Origin of the sequence: Pseudomonas botevensis (assembly GCF_019145475.1) — a bacterium.
GTDB classification, from domain to species: Bacteria; Pseudomonadota; Gammaproteobacteria; order Pseudomonadales; family Pseudomonadaceae; genus Aquipseudomonas; species Aquipseudomonas botevensis.
The window spans coordinates 71,384-86,097 of sequence record NZ_JAHTKI010000025.1 but is presented as its reverse complement, the minus strand read 5'-3'; the positions used below and the strand labels follow the sequence as shown (position 1 = coordinate 86,097).

The window sequence follows — 14,714 nt, the reverse complement described above, 5'->3', positions numbered from 1 at the left end:
GACCGCGCGGCGCAATGGTTCCTGCTGCTGTCGCTGATCGCCGCAGCGGCCATCGGCCTGTTGTGGTGGGAGCTGGATTCGTCGCGGGCATTCTGGATCGTCCTGGCGATGCTGGTGGCGACCTGCCCTTGCGCGCTTTCCCTGGCGACGCCGACCGCGCTCACCGCCGCCACCGGCACCTTGCACAAGCTCGGCCTGTTGCTGACACGCGGCCATGTACTCGAAGGCCTGAACCAGATCGACACGGTGATTTTCGACAAGACCGGCACCCTCACCGAAGGCCGGTTGGTGCTGCGCTCGATTCGCCCGCTCGGCACCTTGGGCAGCGATCAGTGCCTGAGCCTGGCCGCCGCTCTGGAGAACCGTTCGGAACACCCGATCGCCCGCGCCTTCGGCCGTACGCCACTGGCCGCTGAAGAAGTCCACAGCAGCCCGGGCCTGGGCCTCGAAGGCCTGGTCGGCGAGCAGCGTTTGCGCATCGGCCAGGCTGAATTTGTCTGCGCCCTCAGCGACACCGTCGCGCCGTCGATGCCGGATGAGCCCGGCCAATGGCTGCTGCTCGGTGACGCTCAAGGGCCGCTGGCGTGGTTCGTGCTCGATGACCGTCTGCGTGACGACGCCCCGGCTCTGCTCGCCGCGTGCAAGGCCCGTGGCTGGCGCACGCTGCTGCTGTCGGGCGACAGCTCGCCGATGGTCGCCAGTGTCGCCGCCGAACTGGGCATCGACGAGGCCCGTGGCGGCTTGCGCCCCGACGACAAGCTGCAAGTACTGCAACAATTGCACAAGGATGGGCGCAAGGTGCTGATGCTCGGTGACGGGGTCAACGACGTGCCGGTACTCGCCGCCGCCGACATCAGTGTGGCGATGGGATCGGCCACCGATCTGGCGAAAACCAGTGCCGACTCGGTGCTGCTGTCCAACCGCCTCGACGCCTTGGTGCAGGCCTTCACGCTGGCACGGCGCACGCGCCGGGTCATCATCGAGAACCTGCTGTGGGCCGCGCTGTACAATGGCCTCATGTTGCCGTTCGCCGCCCTCGGCTGGATCACTCCGGTGTGGGCGGCAGTCGGCATGTCGATCAGTTCGTTGACCGTGGTGCTCAACGCCCTGCGCCTGACCCGCCTGCCGGGTGCGCCGGTCGCCAGTGCCTCGTCAGAAACCCGCCCGCTGCCGGCCTGAGCCGCGCGGGCCTGGAGTACAGATGCCAGCTCTCTACGTGATGATCCCGGCCGCCCTGCTGATCGTGGCCATCGCCGTGTACATTTTCTTCTGGGCGGTGGACAGCGGTCAGTACGACGACCTCGACGGCCCGGCCCACAGCATCCTGTTCGACGATCAGGACCCGAATCACACCGCCGCCGTGGACGAAGCCAAGCCCGGCAAGCCGGACGACAAGGCGCCGCCCCATGCTTGAGTTGGCGCCCCTGCTGGTGTCGGCACTGATTCTCGGCCTGCTCGGCGGCGGTCACTGCCTGGGAATGTGCGGCGGCCTGATGGGCGCGCTGACCCTGGCGATTCCCAAGGAGCAACGCAACCGACGCTTTCGCCTGCTGCTGGCCTACAACCTCGGACGCATCCTCAGCTATGCCGCCGCCGGCCTGTTGATCGGACTGGCCGGATGGGCCGTCGCCAACAGCCCGGCGGCATTGTTCATGCGCGTGCTCGCCGGTTTGCTGCTGATTGCCATGGGCCTGTACCTGGCCGGCTGGTGGAGCGGCCTGACCCGCATCGAAAGCCTCGGTCGTGGTTTGTGGCGCTACATTCAGCCGGTCGCCAATCGCTTGCTGCCGGTGTCGAGCCTGCCCCGTGCGCTGCTGCTCGGCGCGCTGTGGGGCTGGCTGCCGTGCGGGCTGGTTTACAGCACGCTGCTGTGGTCGGCGAGCCAGGGCAATGCGCTGGACAGTGCCTTGCTGATGCTCGCCTTCGGGCTTGGCACCTGGCCGGTGCTGCTCGCCACGGGGCTCGCCGCCGAGCGGGTCACGGCACTGCTGCGCAAACGCAGCGTGCGCATGGCCGGTGGATTGCTGGTGATCCTGTTCGGCATCTGGACCCTGCCGGGGCCACATCAGCATTGGCTCATGGGCCACTAGCCTGCGGAGAGGCCCGCCCCGCCTGCGCCAATCCTCCCCGTTGATGCAAATCAAGATGCCCCGCCAGCCCCACCCCTAGACTCGGCACACTGCCAGCCTATCCGGGGGAATGCCCGCATGCTCGACGCCATTCGTTGGGACACCGATTTGATCCGCCGCTACGACCTGGCGGGGCCGCGCTATACCTCGTACCCGACGGCCGTGCAATTCAACAGTCAGGTCGGCACCTTCGACCTGTTCCACGCCCTGCGCGACAGCCGCAAGGCCCTGCGACCGCTGTCGCTGTACGTGCATGTGCCGTTCTGCGCGAACATTTGCTACTACTGCGCCTGCAACAAGGTCATCACCAAGGATCGCGGCCGTGCGCTGCCGTACCTGCAACGGCTCGAGCAGGAAATCCAGCTGATCGCCTGTCACCTCGACCCGGCGCAAAAAGTCGAGCAACTGCACTTCGGCGGCGGCACCCCGACGTTCCTCAGCCACGATGAGCTACGGCAACTGATGGCGCACCTGCGCAAGCATTTCAATCTGCTGGAGGATGACTCCGGCGACTACGGCATCGAAATCGATCCCCGGGAAGCCGACTGGTCGACCATGGGCCTGCTGCGCGAACTGGGCTTCAACCGGGTCAGCATCGGCCTGCAAGACCTTGATCCGGCGGTGCAACGGGCGGTCAATCGCCTGCAAAGCCTGGAAGAAACCCGCGCCGTGATCGATGCGGCGCGCACGCTGCAATTTCGCTCGATCAACATCGACCTGATCTACGGTTTGCCCAAACAGACCCCGGACAACTTCGCCCGCACCGTCGAGGAAGTCATCAGCCTGCAACCGGACCGGCTCTCGGTGTTCAACTACGCGCACCTGCCGGAACGCTTCATGCCGCAGCGGCGAATCAACGGCAATGAACTGCCGAGTCCGACGCAGAAACTGGAAATGCTGCAACGCACCATCGAGCAACTGACCGCCGCCGGCTATCGCTACATCGGCATGGATCACTTCGCCCTGCCCGACGATGAACTGGCGATCGCCCAGGAAGAGTCGACGCTGCAACGCAACTTCCAGGGCTACACCACCCATGGGCATTGCGATCTGATTGGCCTGGGCGTGTCGGCGATCAGTCAGATCGGCGATTTGTACTGCCAGAACAGCAGCGACCTCAATCAATACCAGAACACCCTGGCCGCCGCGCAACTGGCGACCAGTCGCGGCTTGCTGTGCAACACCGACGATCGCCTGCGCCGCGCGGTGATTCAGCAACTGATCTGCAATTTCAGCCTGGAATTCGCCGCCATCGAACGGGCGTTCAACATCGACTTCCAGGGTTATTTCGGTGGTCTGTGGCCACAGCTCAGCGGCATGGCCAAGGATGGCCTGATCGAACTCGATCGCGAACGGATCACCGTGCTGCCCGCCGGACGCCTGTTGGTACGCTCGGTGTGCATGGTGTTCGATGCCTATCTGGAACAGCAGAATCGCCAGCGTTTTTCCCGGGTGATCTAGATTTTTGTCAGCAGTTCGCCGGTTTTCATGTTTTGATCGGGGGTCATGTTCGATTGCGTGACGACTTTGGCCAGCGACAGGTTGGCGGTGATCAGTCCGGTGTTGAGCGCGGCAATCGCACTCCTGAAGGCTGCCACCTTGGCGAGTCGCTCTTCATTGGAGAGTTTGCTGTCGAGCATCACTTGGTTGATCAGCGCATTTTTCTCGGCAATCTGTTGCTGCAATTTGCGGATCATCTTCAGCAACTGCTGGACGTTCTCTGGCAAGTCGCTGGCTTCGATGTCCCGGTTGTTGCCACCCGCCCCGGCGGACCTGGCGATGGCAGCACCGGACAGCGACACTTTGACGCTATCGACCAAGGTCGGGCTTGCCATCGCCGACGCATCGGTGACGGGCTCAACTGCCGCGGAGGTGTCAGTCACCTCAACCAACGAGGCAATACCGCTGTTACCGGGGCCCGGCGTGCCGATAATGGTCATCGAAACGGTTCCTTGTATGCATTCTGATACCGCTGTATCGGCCTTATCGACCGTGGCTTTATCCCCGAATGGCAATCTCGCCACAGGCTGGCCTGAATGTCCTCCCGTGGGTTACCCTTACGCCTTATGTGTGTTTTCCCACAAGGATTTAAGAAATGTCCGAGCCAGTTAAACTGCGCGCTCATAACCAGGCTAATTGCAAGGATTGCAGCCTGGCCCCTCTCTGCCTGCCACTTTCGCTGAATCTGGAAGACATGGATGCGCTGGACGAAATCGTCAAACGTGGCCGCCCGTTGAAAAAGGGTGAGTTCCTGTTCCGCCAGGGCGACACTTTCGATTCCGTTTATGCAGTACGCTCCGGCGCGCTGAAGACCTTCAGCCTCAGCGATACCGGCGAAGAACAACTCACCGGCTTCCACCTGCCGAGCGAACTGGTCGGCCTGTCCGGCATGGACACCGAGAAACACCCGGTCTCCGCCCAGGCCCTGGAAACCACCTCGGTGTGTGAAATCCCCTTCGAACGCCTCGATGAACTGGCCCTGCAATTGCCGCAGTTGCGCCGTCAGTTGATGCGCGTGATGAGCCGCGAAATCCGCGACGACCAGCAAATGATGCTGCTGTTGTCGAAGAAGACCGCCGATGAACGGATCGCGACGTTCCTGGTCAACCTCTCCGCGCGCTTCCGCGCCCGTGGGTTCTCGGCCAATCAGTTCCGCCTGAGCATGTCGCGCAACGAAATCGGCAACTATCTGGGGCTGGCGGTGGAAACCGTGTCCCGGGTGTTCACCCGTTTCCAGCAGAACGAACTGATTGCCGCCGAGGGCAAGGAAATCCATATCCTCGACCCGATCCAGCTCTGCGCCTTGGCCGGCGGCTCGCTCGACGGCTGATCTCGACCCGCGGCCGAGCGAACCGTTTCAGCCGCGGGTATACTGCGCCGTTTGCAGCCCTGCCAGGACACCTCGACGATGGTCTTCGACTCCTTCGACATCAAATCCCTGATCCGCCCCGTGATCGACTTCCCGAAACCGGGCGTGATCTTTCGCGACATCACCCCGCTGTTTCAATCGCCCAAGGCCATGCGCCTGGTGATGGACAGCTTCGCCCACCGTTACGTGGAAGCCGACTTCACCCACATCGGCGCCATGGATGCGCGCGGTTTCCTGATCGGCTCGGTGCTGTCCTACCAGTTGAACAAGCCGCTGGTGCTGTTCCGCAAGCAAGGCAAACTGCCGGCCGACGTGCTGGCCGAGGGTTACGCGACCGAGTACGGCGAAGCGTTTCTCGAAGTGCACGCCGACAGCCTCTGCGAAGGCGATTCGGTGGTGATGTTCGATGACCTGATCGCCACCGGCGGCACGCTGATCGCGGCGGCCAACCTGATCCGCCGCATGGGCGCGCGGGTGCATGAAGCGGCGGCGATCATCGACCTGCCGGAGCTGGGTGGTTCGCAGCGTTTGCAGGACATGGGAATCCCGACCTTCTGCCTGACCCAGTTTGCCCTGACCGACAAGTAAGCGGCACCTGAAACGACGCCTTCGCAAGCAAGCCCGCTCCCCCTGCTTTTGTGGGAGCGGGCCTGCTCGCGAAGGACCAGCCGCTTCACCGCATCAGTCAAAGCCCCATCTGCTTGCTGATGATCTCGTTCATCACCTCTCGCGTCCCGCCGCCAATCGACAGAATGCGGTTATCCCGATACAGCCGCTCCACCCGACTCTCACGCATGTAACCCAACCCGCCCAGAATCTGCACCGCCTCGGTGGTGATCCGGTCCGAGGTGTCGGTGGCGAAATTCTTCGCCATGGAAATCTCCTTGATCACACTCTGCCCCGCCGCCATTTTCGCCGCCTGGCGATAGGTAAACTCCCGCGAGACTTCCAGCGCCGTGGCCATTTCCGCCAGGCGATGCTTGATCACCTGAAACTTGCCGATGGGTTTGCCGAACGCTTCACGCTCCCGCGCCCACTTCAGGCTCTCTTCCAGCGCCAGTTGCGCGGTCATGTTGGCCATCAGCGCCAGGGCCAGGCGTTCGCTCTGGAAGTTGCCCATGATGCAGGCGAAGCCCATGTTTTCCGCACCGATCAGATTTCCTACGGGCACCCGGCAGTCATCGAAGAACAATTCAGCGGTATCCGACGCCCACCAGCCCATTTTCTTCAGTTGCCGCCCGACGGTGAACCCCGGCGTGCCCTTCTCGATCAGCAACAGACTGATGCCGCCGAAACCCGGCGCACCGGTGCGCACCGCAACGGTGTAGAAATCCGCACGCACGCCGCTGGTGATGAAGGTTTTGCTGCCGCTGACCCGGTAGTGATCGCCGTCACGCACGGCGCGGGTCTGCAGATTGGCAACGTCAGAACCGCCGCCAGGCTCGGTGACCGCCAGGGCACTGATCTTTTCGCCACTGAGTACGGACGGCACCACGCGGTCGCGCACGTCGGGGCGTGCCCATTTGAGAATTGGAGGTAGACCGATGTCGAGCGAACCGAGCCCGGCCACCAGACCGCCCGAGCCGCAACGCATCAGTTCTTCACTGGCGGCGATCTTGGCGAACAGATCACCTTCGTGGCTGCCGCCCAGCGCCTCGGGATAACCGATGCCGAGAATGCCCGCGGCACCGGCCTTCAGGTACAGATCGCGAGGGAAGCTTTCGGCCTCCTCCCACTGATCGATGTCCGGCAGGATCTCGCGCTCGACGAAACGCCTGACGCTGTCGCGAACCATTTGGTGGCTGGGGTCGAAGTATTCCTGAAAGGCAGGCATCGGCGAACTCCACTGAAGGGTTCGCCGAACTTAACCGAGCGCTTGCTTGGTTTCAAGATCAAAGGATCGCAGCAAGACTGTGATCCTTTATTGTTGATCAGAGAGAAATCGGTTTGCGCCCGGCAAACGAATGCGCCAGCGTGCCACCATCCACCAGCTCCAGCTCGCCGCCCAATGGCACGCCATGGGCGATCCGCGAAGCAATCAGGCCTTTGTTGTGCAGCAACTGAGCAATGTAGTGCGCGGTGGCTTCACCCTCGACGGTCGGGTTGGTCGCGAGGATCACTTCAGTGAAGGTCCCCGCCTCTTCGATCCGCGCGATCAGTTGCGGAATGCCGATCGCCTCCGGGCCGAGCCCGTCCAGCGGCGACAGGTGCCCCTTGAGCACGAAGTAACGGCCACGGAAGCCGGTCTGCTCGACCGCATAGACGTCCATCGGCCCTTCCACCACGCACAGCAACGTGTCGTCGCGGCGCGGATCGGCGCATTGCGGGCACAAATCGTCTTCGGTCAGCGTCCGGCACTGACGGCAATGACCGACCCCCTCCATGGCCTGGCTCAAGGCCTGAGCCAGGCGTGTACCGCCGCTGCGATCACGTTCGAGCAACTGCAACGCCATGCGCTGGGCAGTTTTCTGACCCACGCCCGGCAAAGTTCGCAGGGCGTCGATCAGTTGGCGAATCAAAGGGCTGAAGCTCATGGGTAAAAAGTCCGACAAAACAACGAGACGCGGTTTATACCCGCGCCTCCGGCCAGCGTCAAATCCTCAGTCCCGGGCGACCCGCACTACCAGTTTGCCGAAGTTGCGCCCCTCCAGCAGACCGATAAAGGCCTGCGGTGCCTGCTCCAGGCCCTCGACCACATCTTCGCGGAACTTCACCTTGCCATCGCGCACCCACGGCACCATGGCGCTGATGAATTCCGGCTGACGATCACCATAGTCATCGAACACGATGAAACCCTGGATGCGCACGCGCTTGGTCAGCAACGCCCGTTGCAACAGCGGCAGCCGATCCGGGCCTTTTGGTGCCTCCGAAGCGTTGTAGCCGGAAATCAGACCGCACAACGGGATCCGCGCCTTGGGGTTAAGCAACGGCACCACCGCATCGAACACCTGACCACCGACGTTTTCGTAATAGATGTCGATACCGCTGGGGCAGGCCCTGGCCAGTTGTTGGGCGAAGTCGGCGGCCTTGTGATCGATGCAGGCATCGAAGCCCAGCTCCTCGACTACGTACTTGCACTTCTCCGCCCCGCCGGCCACGCCAACGGCCCGCAGCCCCTTGATTTTCGCCACTTGCCCGACCACCGAGCCGACCGCGCCGGAAGCGGCGGCCACCACCAGGGTTTCGCCTTCCTTCGGCTGGCCGATGTCCATCAGGCCCATGTAGGCGGTCATCCCCGGCATGCCCAGCACACCCAGAGCCATCGATGGTTTCGGCAGCCCGGACGGGATCGGGATGATGTTGCGCCCGTCGCTGATGCTGTGGCTTTGCCAACCGGTGGCACCGACCACCAGATCGCCGACGTGGAATTTCGGATGACGGGATTGCTCGACCCGGCTGACAGCACCGCCGGTCATCACCTCGCCGATTTGTACCGGCGCCGCGTAGGATGGCGCGTCGCTCATGCGCCCGCGCATGTAGGGATCGAGTGACAGGTAAAGGGTCTTGAGCAGCAACTGGCCGTCTTCCAGATCCGCCAGCGCTTCGCGCTCCAGGCGGAAATTCTCAGGGGTCGGCGCGCCTGTCGGACGCGAGGCCAGAACGATACGTTGATTGAGCGTCAGAGGGTCGGACATGTCAGCGTCTCCTGTGAATGATGAGTTCAGCGGTATAGGGAGCAGACCCTGGTAGCCGTTTTGCGTTCGATGTTTTGTCAGTTGGGTCGGGCTGCGCAGGGCTCAGCTCCTGTGGAAGCGGGCTTGCTCGCGCAAGCGACCCTGACCGCACCACCAGCACAAACAGCGGAAACAAAAATGCCAGGCGCAATGCCTGGCATTTTGTGTAGCTCATCTGCTGCCCAAAGGCGAATCAGAATGGCAGTTTCATACCGGCAGGCAGGTTCATGCCAGCGGTCATGCTGCCCATTTTTTCCTGGCTGTTGGCTTCGATCTTGCGCACGGCGTCGTTGACGGCGGCGGCGACCAGATCTTCGATCACTTCACGATCGTCTTCGTCCAGGCCCGGCAGCAGCGTCGGGTCGATGCTCACGCGCTTGAGGTCGTGACGACCGGTCATCACCACGGTGACCATATCGCCGCCGGCCTTGCCGGTGACTTCGGCGTTGGCCAGTTCTTCCTGCGCCTTGGCCATTTTTTCCTGCATCAGCTGTGCCTGCTTCATCAGGCCGGCCATGCCACCTTTCATCATGGGAATCACCTCAAAAGTACTGGGATCAAAACAGCGCCCGGCCCAGTGTAGCCGAGCGCCTTCAGTTATTAGCCCTGAGTGACCAGAGCGTCGACAGGTTCAATAGTATCGTGTCGCACGACCGCGCCGAACTGCTGCACCATCTGCTGGATGAACGGATCGCCATGGATCGACTCCTCCGCCTCGCGCTGACGGTTGGCGCGGCGCCGGGACGCCGCCTGGGCCGGGGTTTCCTGCTCGGGCTTGATCAGCTCCATGCGCAGGTTCAGGGTGCGCCCGTGATATTGGTTCAACGCATCGTTGAGACGACGCTGCTGGGTCGCGTTGAACAAGGCGCTGTGGGCCGGGTCCAGGTGCATCAGCCAATCGTCGCCGTCGACCGCGATCAGCGTGCAGTTGGCGGCGATGCTGCCGGTCATGCCGGAAATCGGCAGTTTCGGGAACAGCTCCAGCCATTGCAGGGCCAGGCCGGTAGCCGGCGCCGCCGCAGGTTCCGGCTCGGGCTCCGGTGCAGGATCGACGGCGTGCTCGCTGGCCAGATCGTCGAGGTAACTGTAGGCCGCCATGTCCGGCTCGATGTAATCCTCGTCGAGCGGCGGTTCGTCGTCCATGTCCATGCCCGGCGTCGCGGCATCGACGTCGGCGACCGATGGCTCGGGAATCGGCGCGGCGGCCCACTCCGGGGCTTGCGGAACGACGCTGTCCGGGGTCGGAAGCGGCATCGGCGGCAGCTCGGGTTGCTCGGCGGCGGTTTCCAGCACCGGCTCGACAGCCGGTTGCTGCACGGGCGCCGGTTCTACCGGATCGTTCCACGGCAGGTCGACGACGTCTTCCACAGCGGCGGGCTCGGGCACGGGTTCCGGCTCAGGCTCAGGTTCAGCCACCGCGACAGGCGCAACCGGCGCGGGTGCTGGCTCAGGCGCCACCACGGGTGCCGGGGCCGGCGCAGTCACTGCAGCGACCACCGGCGCAGCCTTCGGCGCGGCAGCCACTGAGTTTGCGGAATCAACTGTGGCCTGGCTGATCCCCACTGGCTTTAGCGGTTGCCTTGGGGCGTCCGCGCTGTCGGCGGGCCGGAAGGCCAGCATCCGCAGCAAGACCATTTCGAAACCGCCGCGAGGATCCGGCGCCAGCGGCAAATCGCGGCGCCCGATCAGGCCCATCTGGTAATAGAACTGCACGTCTTCGGCCGGCAGCGCCTGGGCCAGCGCCAACACCCGGTCACGATCGCCGTGGCCATTGTCGACACCGTCCGGCAGCGCCTGGGCGATAGCAACGCGGTGCAGCACATTGAGAATTTCCGAGAGTACGCCGTTCCAGTCCGGGCCTTGTTCGGCCAGATGGCGCACGGCTTCGAGCAGCGCCTTGGCATCGCCTTCGATCAGCGCATGCAAGACGTCGTAAACCTGGCCGTGATCCAGCGTGCCGAGCATCGCCCGCACATCGGCGGCCAACACCTTGCCTTCGCCAAAGGCGATGGCCTGGTCGGTCAGGCTCATGGCATCACGCATCGAGCCGTCCGCCGCGCGGCCCAGCAGCCACAGCGCGTCGTCTTCGAACGGTACGTTTTCAGCGCCGAGGACGTGGGTCAGATGCTCGACCACCCGCTCCGGCGTCATGTTTTTCAGGGAGAACTGCAGGCAGCGCGAGAGAATCGTTGCAGGAAGTTTCTGCGGGTCGGTGGTCGCCAGGATGAACTTGACGTAAGGCGGCGGCTCTTCGAGGGTTTTCAACAGCGCATTGAAGGAATGGCTGGAGAGCATGTGGACTTCGTCGATCAGGTAGACCTTGAAGCGGCCCCGGCTCGGCGCGTACTGCACGTTGTCGAGCAGCTCGCGGGTGTCCTCGACCTTGGTGCGGCTCGCGGCGTCGATCTCGATCAGGTCGACAAAGCGCCCTTCATCGATTTCGCGGCAGACCGAACACTCGCCGCAAGGGCTGGAAGTGATACCTATCTCACAGTTCAGGCATTTGGCGATGATCCGCGCAATCGTGGTCTTGCCCACCCCCCGCGTACCGGTGAACAGGTACGCATGGTGCAGCCGCTGGCTGTCCAAGGCATTGATCAGAGCCTTGAGCACATGGGTCTGGCCGACCATTTCGCGGAACGAGCGCGGACGCCATTTACGTGCAAGAACCTGATAACTCATCGAAAACCGTCGCGGCAAAGGAAGCAGAAGCGGCTAATGCTAGCGGAGCAAGGGCAAAATTGCATCCGGTGTGCTCTTCTATTCTGGCTAAGCTGCGTGAGCGAGGGCTTTTGTCGGCCCAGGATGGGGATTGAGCGGAGCATTTATGCGCTGGGCCTTGGGGGCAATACTGGGAATCAGCCTGAACGTGACGGCCTCGGAGCCGCCGCTGCGCTTCGCCGTGGCCGACAGCTGGGCCATGCCGATGGTGCAGATCGAACGCGGGCGCCCGACCCAGGGCATCCTCTACGACATGATGCTCAGCCTGGCGACCCAGGTCGGCGTCCCGGCACAATTTCACGTCCTGCCCCGCGCCCGGGTGCAAAGCGCCATGGAGCACGGCGAAGTCGACGTGCGCTGTTACGCCGCGCAATCGTGGCTGCCGAACCAGTCCGGCGACTACATCTGGAGCATCCCGGTGCTGTTCCAGCGCGACCTGCTGATCAGCCGCCCCGGCCCGCCCGTCGACCTCGACCCGGCCAGCCTTGCGCGTCAGCCGATCGGCACCGTGCTGGGCTACACCTACCCCACCCTGCAACCGCTGTTTGACGCCGATCAACTGCAACGCGAAGACGCACGCAACCAGGAACAGGTGCTGGAAAAGCTCCTGGCAGGTCGCTATCGCTACGCCGTGAGCAATCAATGGACCCTGGACTGGTTCAACCAGCGCCTGCTGCCGGGACAACAATTGCAACGGGTGGCGGTGTTGCAGGAGCAGAACGTCGGTTGTTATGTGAGGAACGATCCGAACGTGCCGGTACAGCGGATTCTGCGGACGCTGTTGCGAATGAAAATGTCGGGGGAGATCGATGAGATCATCCGGCTGTATACCGGAAGTTCGGAAAGCAGCCCGTAGGTGGATTCACCCCTCAATAGCCGTGCAACTCGCGGAATTTCTGATCGTCGTGGCCGACGTGATAATCGACCCACTCGACCACATCGTAAGGCAGGTAAAGCTGCCGCCTGGCTCGGGAGATTGCGATGTACACGGCGCAGATCCGCTGATCGAACTCGTAGGCGTCCTTGAATTTCACCGTGGTGAGCAGCTCGGTTGTCAGCAACACCCGGTCAAACTCCATTCCCCCGGCGTTCTCTGCAAGCATCAGCATGCAGCAGGTATCGGAGCGGCCAATCACCCGGTTCAAAGCGGTCACATCAGCGACCTTGAAACCGTTTTCCAGGCGGTTTTCAACCCAGAGAAACGCCTCATCAAACTGACTGGCCTCTCGCACCTGTCGCCAGTCCGCCATGTCGCTGAAATACGGATGCGGCCCCTTCTCGCTATTCGCGGCGCTGTAATAGGCGGACTTGAACATCTCGATCGCCGTGATCATGAAATGCTCGAGATCCCGCTGCGCCGCCGCGTCCTGGAAAATGAACGGGCAATTGGCATCGCGCAGTTCGATGGCCCATTTCACCGTGTCCCAGCGCGATGCGGTCAGCACCGCACAGCCTTCGGGCGGCACGAAACCCTGCGGATAGTGCTCGACGCCGACATCAGCATCGCGCGCGCCTTCAAAGGGGATCTTGCTCTTCTTCGAGTGGCGGGCGATCAACGGATTGACCAGACGCTCGACATTGCGCCCCGAACGCACCGAATAGCAGACATCGCTTTGCCGGACCTCGCGCTTGCGCCTGACCGGTTCGTCACCGGGCTGCTGATACTCGTCTCCCAGCGTGATCAACACCTGCCGCCCACGCTCGATGATTTGCAACAACGACTCGGGAATATCCTGGCTTTCATCAATCAGAATGTGCGTGTAGCGGGCAGGCACCGAACACCCCGCCAAACTCGCACGCTTGATCATCAGCAACGCCCCGAACCCGGTCTGGCCGGCCCATGCAGGGTTAGCCTCAAGATAGACCCACAGCCGGCTCGAGTACTCGAGCAGCGCCCTGGCATCCACCTCGGACAGCGCTTGCTTGAAATGCGGGAAGTGTCTGGCCGACAGACTGTGCTCCCTTGAGCGGCAATAGCGTTCAAGCACCTTGAGACAGACATCCAGAGTCGCTTGCCCGCTGCGGGCCTGAAAACCGTGGATGTTCAGTTCCTGTGCAACCGCCTGCCTGCTCGCCCCCCGGAGAGACGCACTGGCAGGTCTGGATCGAGGCCCCAGCAGAAGTTTTTGCGCAAAGGCGTCGAAAGTGGCGCTGGTGCTTCCGTCGCGGGCATTTCCCATGCGCTCGCGAAGAACCCTCAGTTTTTCAGCCGTGCGCGCCAGCACCAGGGTTCCTCCGGGGCGCAGGCACTCCATCAAGGTGCCCAGCAGGTGGCTTTTGCCGATCCCCGCATAGCCCTGAACATGCAGGTCTTCATCCAGATTGGCGCGGAAGGTTCTGACCAGTTTGTCCTGAGCGGCACTCAACCAGCGCTCGCGATGCCGGGGCGTGACCGTCTGCTGGTGGAACGGATTGTTAAGGGCATGGTGGCGGATTTTGTACTCGACATCCCATTTCCCGTCGGGCAACAGGTAGTCCCGCGCCGCCACTTCATCGTCCAGCAGGCAACGCAGGTTCAGACGCTTGATGGCATTGAGGCCGAAGTACAATTTGCGCGGATCGAACAGCCGCTGAGCCTCCGCAAGCAGCCCTGCGCCATCGGCCTGACGCTTCTCCACGGCCCACGCAATCAGCCTGGCCAGCACCCGCTCCGCCGCACCCGCCGTCAGGTCCTTTTCTGCCGCCTCCGCCAGATTCTGGATGACCAGTACCGCCGCCAGCTCCGCATCCGTCAGCGGGCCGAGCGTTGTTGCGCCGTCAGCCTCCAGCAAAGCCGCGCAGGCCTCGTGGGTGATGGGCAAAAACACAGGGCTGGAGAAATCAAAATGTTCCGGATGCATACAACCTCGCCGCCTGGGCAGGCGTTCTCACACGATCAATCCTGACCCGTGCTTATCGTTCATTTCGTGGCGAATCCGCCGGCCAAGGAGTATGCCACCGTTCACCTGCCGTGATTGAGCGGCGATGCGGGACGGGGCGAAAAAGGAAATGCCCGACGCCATCGCGCGCAACTTCGCACGAAAACCCGGCGTGGTGGAAAAATCACAGGCATAAAAAAACCGCAGTGGGCGAAACCCATGCAGTTCTGATTTGATTCGTTCGAGGTTCGTTAAGGTGGCGACCCCACCAGCCACACCCCGGCACACAATGTTCCCGCTGTGGCTGCTGCCTTCCGGCTCTGACCAGGTTCACGGGTAATCGTTGCGGGGGGACCGATGGGGTCACCATAACGACGCTTGCCTGTCGGCGAGCCGCGCCATTGTACCTATCTGAGACGAAGTTACAACCGCTGGTTGTAGATTAAAAATATGAAGAGGCTCA

14 protein-coding genes and 1 other RNA gene are annotated in these 14,714 nt (G+C 62.7%); 7 read left to right on the top strand and 8 right to left on the bottom strand.

Going from position 1 to position 14,714, the window contains the following annotated elements:
- From KVQ74_RS25050 to hemN, 4 genes are all read left to right on the top strand, one after another.
- The coding region (locus KVQ74_RS25050; RefSeq protein WP_217834042.1) for a heavy metal translocating P-type ATPase at positions 1–1,179 on the top strand (1,179 nt) is incomplete at its 5' end.
- Positions 1,180–1,201: 22 nt separating this feature from the next.
- Positions 1,202–1,414: a cbb3-type cytochrome oxidase assembly protein CcoS gene (gene ccoS, locus KVQ74_RS25045; RefSeq protein WP_217834041.1), complete on the top strand. Its 213-nt coding sequence runs from the start codon at positions 1,202–1,204 to the stop codon at positions 1,412–1,414.
- Entirely contained in the window at positions 1,407–2,090 is a 684-nt protein-coding gene (locus KVQ74_RS25040; RefSeq protein ID WP_217834040.1) for a sulfite exporter TauE/SafE family protein, read from the top strand. Before ccoS ends, KVQ74_RS25040 begins: the two co-directional genes overlap by 8 nt.
- Positions 2,091–2,207: 117 nt before the next feature.
- A complete protein-coding gene (gene hemN / locus KVQ74_RS25035; RefSeq protein WP_217834039.1) occupies positions 2,208–3,590 on the top strand; it encodes an oxygen-independent coproporphyrinogen III oxidase in 1,383 nt (460 codons plus the stop codon).
- On the opposite strand, the gene KVQ74_RS25030 is transcribed toward hemN, so the two are convergent.
- The gene (locus tag KVQ74_RS25030; RefSeq protein ID WP_217834044.1) at positions 3,587–4,069 is read right to left on the bottom strand and encodes a hypothetical protein; all 483 of its coding nucleotides are present in this window, start codon (positions 4,067–4,069) and stop codon (positions 3,587–3,589) included. The two genes, hemN and KVQ74_RS25030, sit on opposite strands and share 4 nt — an antisense overlap.
- A gap of 155 nt (positions 4,070–4,224) precedes the next feature.
- On the opposite strand from KVQ74_RS25030, the gene fnr reads away from it, so the two are divergent.
- Entirely contained in the window at positions 4,225–4,959 is a 735-nt protein-coding gene (gene fnr / locus KVQ74_RS25025) for a fumarate/nitrate reduction transcriptional regulator Fnr (RefSeq protein ID WP_217834038.1), read from the top strand.
- 78 nt (positions 4,960–5,037) lie between these two features.
- Positions 5,038–5,586, top strand: coding sequence for an adenine phosphoribosyltransferase (locus KVQ74_RS25020; RefSeq protein WP_217834037.1), 549 nt, complete (start codon positions 5,038–5,040; stop codon positions 5,584–5,586).
- A 97-nt stretch (positions 5,587–5,683) separates the two neighbouring features.
- On the opposite strand, the gene KVQ74_RS25015 is transcribed toward KVQ74_RS25020, so the two are convergent.
- The 5 genes from KVQ74_RS25015 to dnaX all read right to left on the bottom strand — a co-directional run bounded on the left by KVQ74_RS25015 (position 5,684) and on the right by dnaX (position 11,354).
- Positions 5,684–6,832, bottom strand: a complete 1,149-nt coding sequence (locus KVQ74_RS25015) for an acyl-CoA dehydrogenase family protein (protein WP_217834036.1) — start codon at positions 6,830–6,832, stop codon at positions 5,684–5,686.
- Between the two features lie 97 nt (positions 6,833–6,929).
- A complete protein-coding gene (gene recR, locus KVQ74_RS25010; RefSeq protein WP_217834035.1) occupies positions 6,930–7,532 on the bottom strand; it encodes a recombination mediator RecR in 603 nt (200 codons plus the stop codon).
- 66 nt (positions 7,533–7,598) lie between these two features.
- On the bottom strand, positions 7,599–8,633 hold the full coding sequence (locus KVQ74_RS25005) for an NADP-dependent oxidoreductase (protein WP_217834034.1): 1,035 nt from the start codon (positions 8,631–8,633) through the stop codon (positions 7,599–7,601).
- A 232-nt stretch (positions 8,634–8,865) separates the two neighbouring features.
- The gene (locus KVQ74_RS25000) at positions 8,866–9,204 is read right to left on the bottom strand and encodes a YbaB/EbfC family nucleoid-associated protein (RefSeq protein ID WP_217834033.1); all 339 of its coding nucleotides are present in this window, start codon (positions 9,202–9,204) and stop codon (positions 8,866–8,868) included.
- Positions 9,205–9,272: 68 nt separating this feature from the next.
- A complete protein-coding gene (gene dnaX, locus KVQ74_RS24995; protein WP_217834032.1) occupies positions 9,273–11,354 on the bottom strand; it encodes a DNA polymerase III subunit gamma/tau in 2,082 nt (693 codons plus the stop codon).
- A gap of 145 nt (positions 11,355–11,499) precedes the next feature.
- Here dnaX and KVQ74_RS24990 point away from each other — a divergent pair, with 145 nt between their 5' ends.
- Positions 11,500–12,249, top strand: coding sequence for a substrate-binding periplasmic protein (locus KVQ74_RS24990; protein ID WP_217834031.1), 750 nt, complete (start codon positions 11,500–11,502; stop codon positions 12,247–12,249).
- Between the two features lie 13 nt (positions 12,250–12,262).
- On the opposite strand, the gene KVQ74_RS24985 is transcribed toward KVQ74_RS24990, so the two are convergent.
- Together KVQ74_RS24985 and ffs are read right to left on the bottom strand one after the other, a co-directional pair.
- Positions 12,263–14,233: a hypothetical protein gene (locus tag KVQ74_RS24985; protein WP_217834030.1), complete on the bottom strand. Its 1,971-nt coding sequence runs from the start codon at positions 14,231–14,233 to the stop codon at positions 12,263–12,265.
- 281 nt (positions 14,234–14,514) lie between these two features.
- Positions 14,515–14,611, bottom strand: an RNA gene (gene ffs / locus KVQ74_RS24980) — signal recognition particle sRNA small type.
- Between the last annotated feature and the right edge of the window lie 103 nt (positions 14,612–14,714).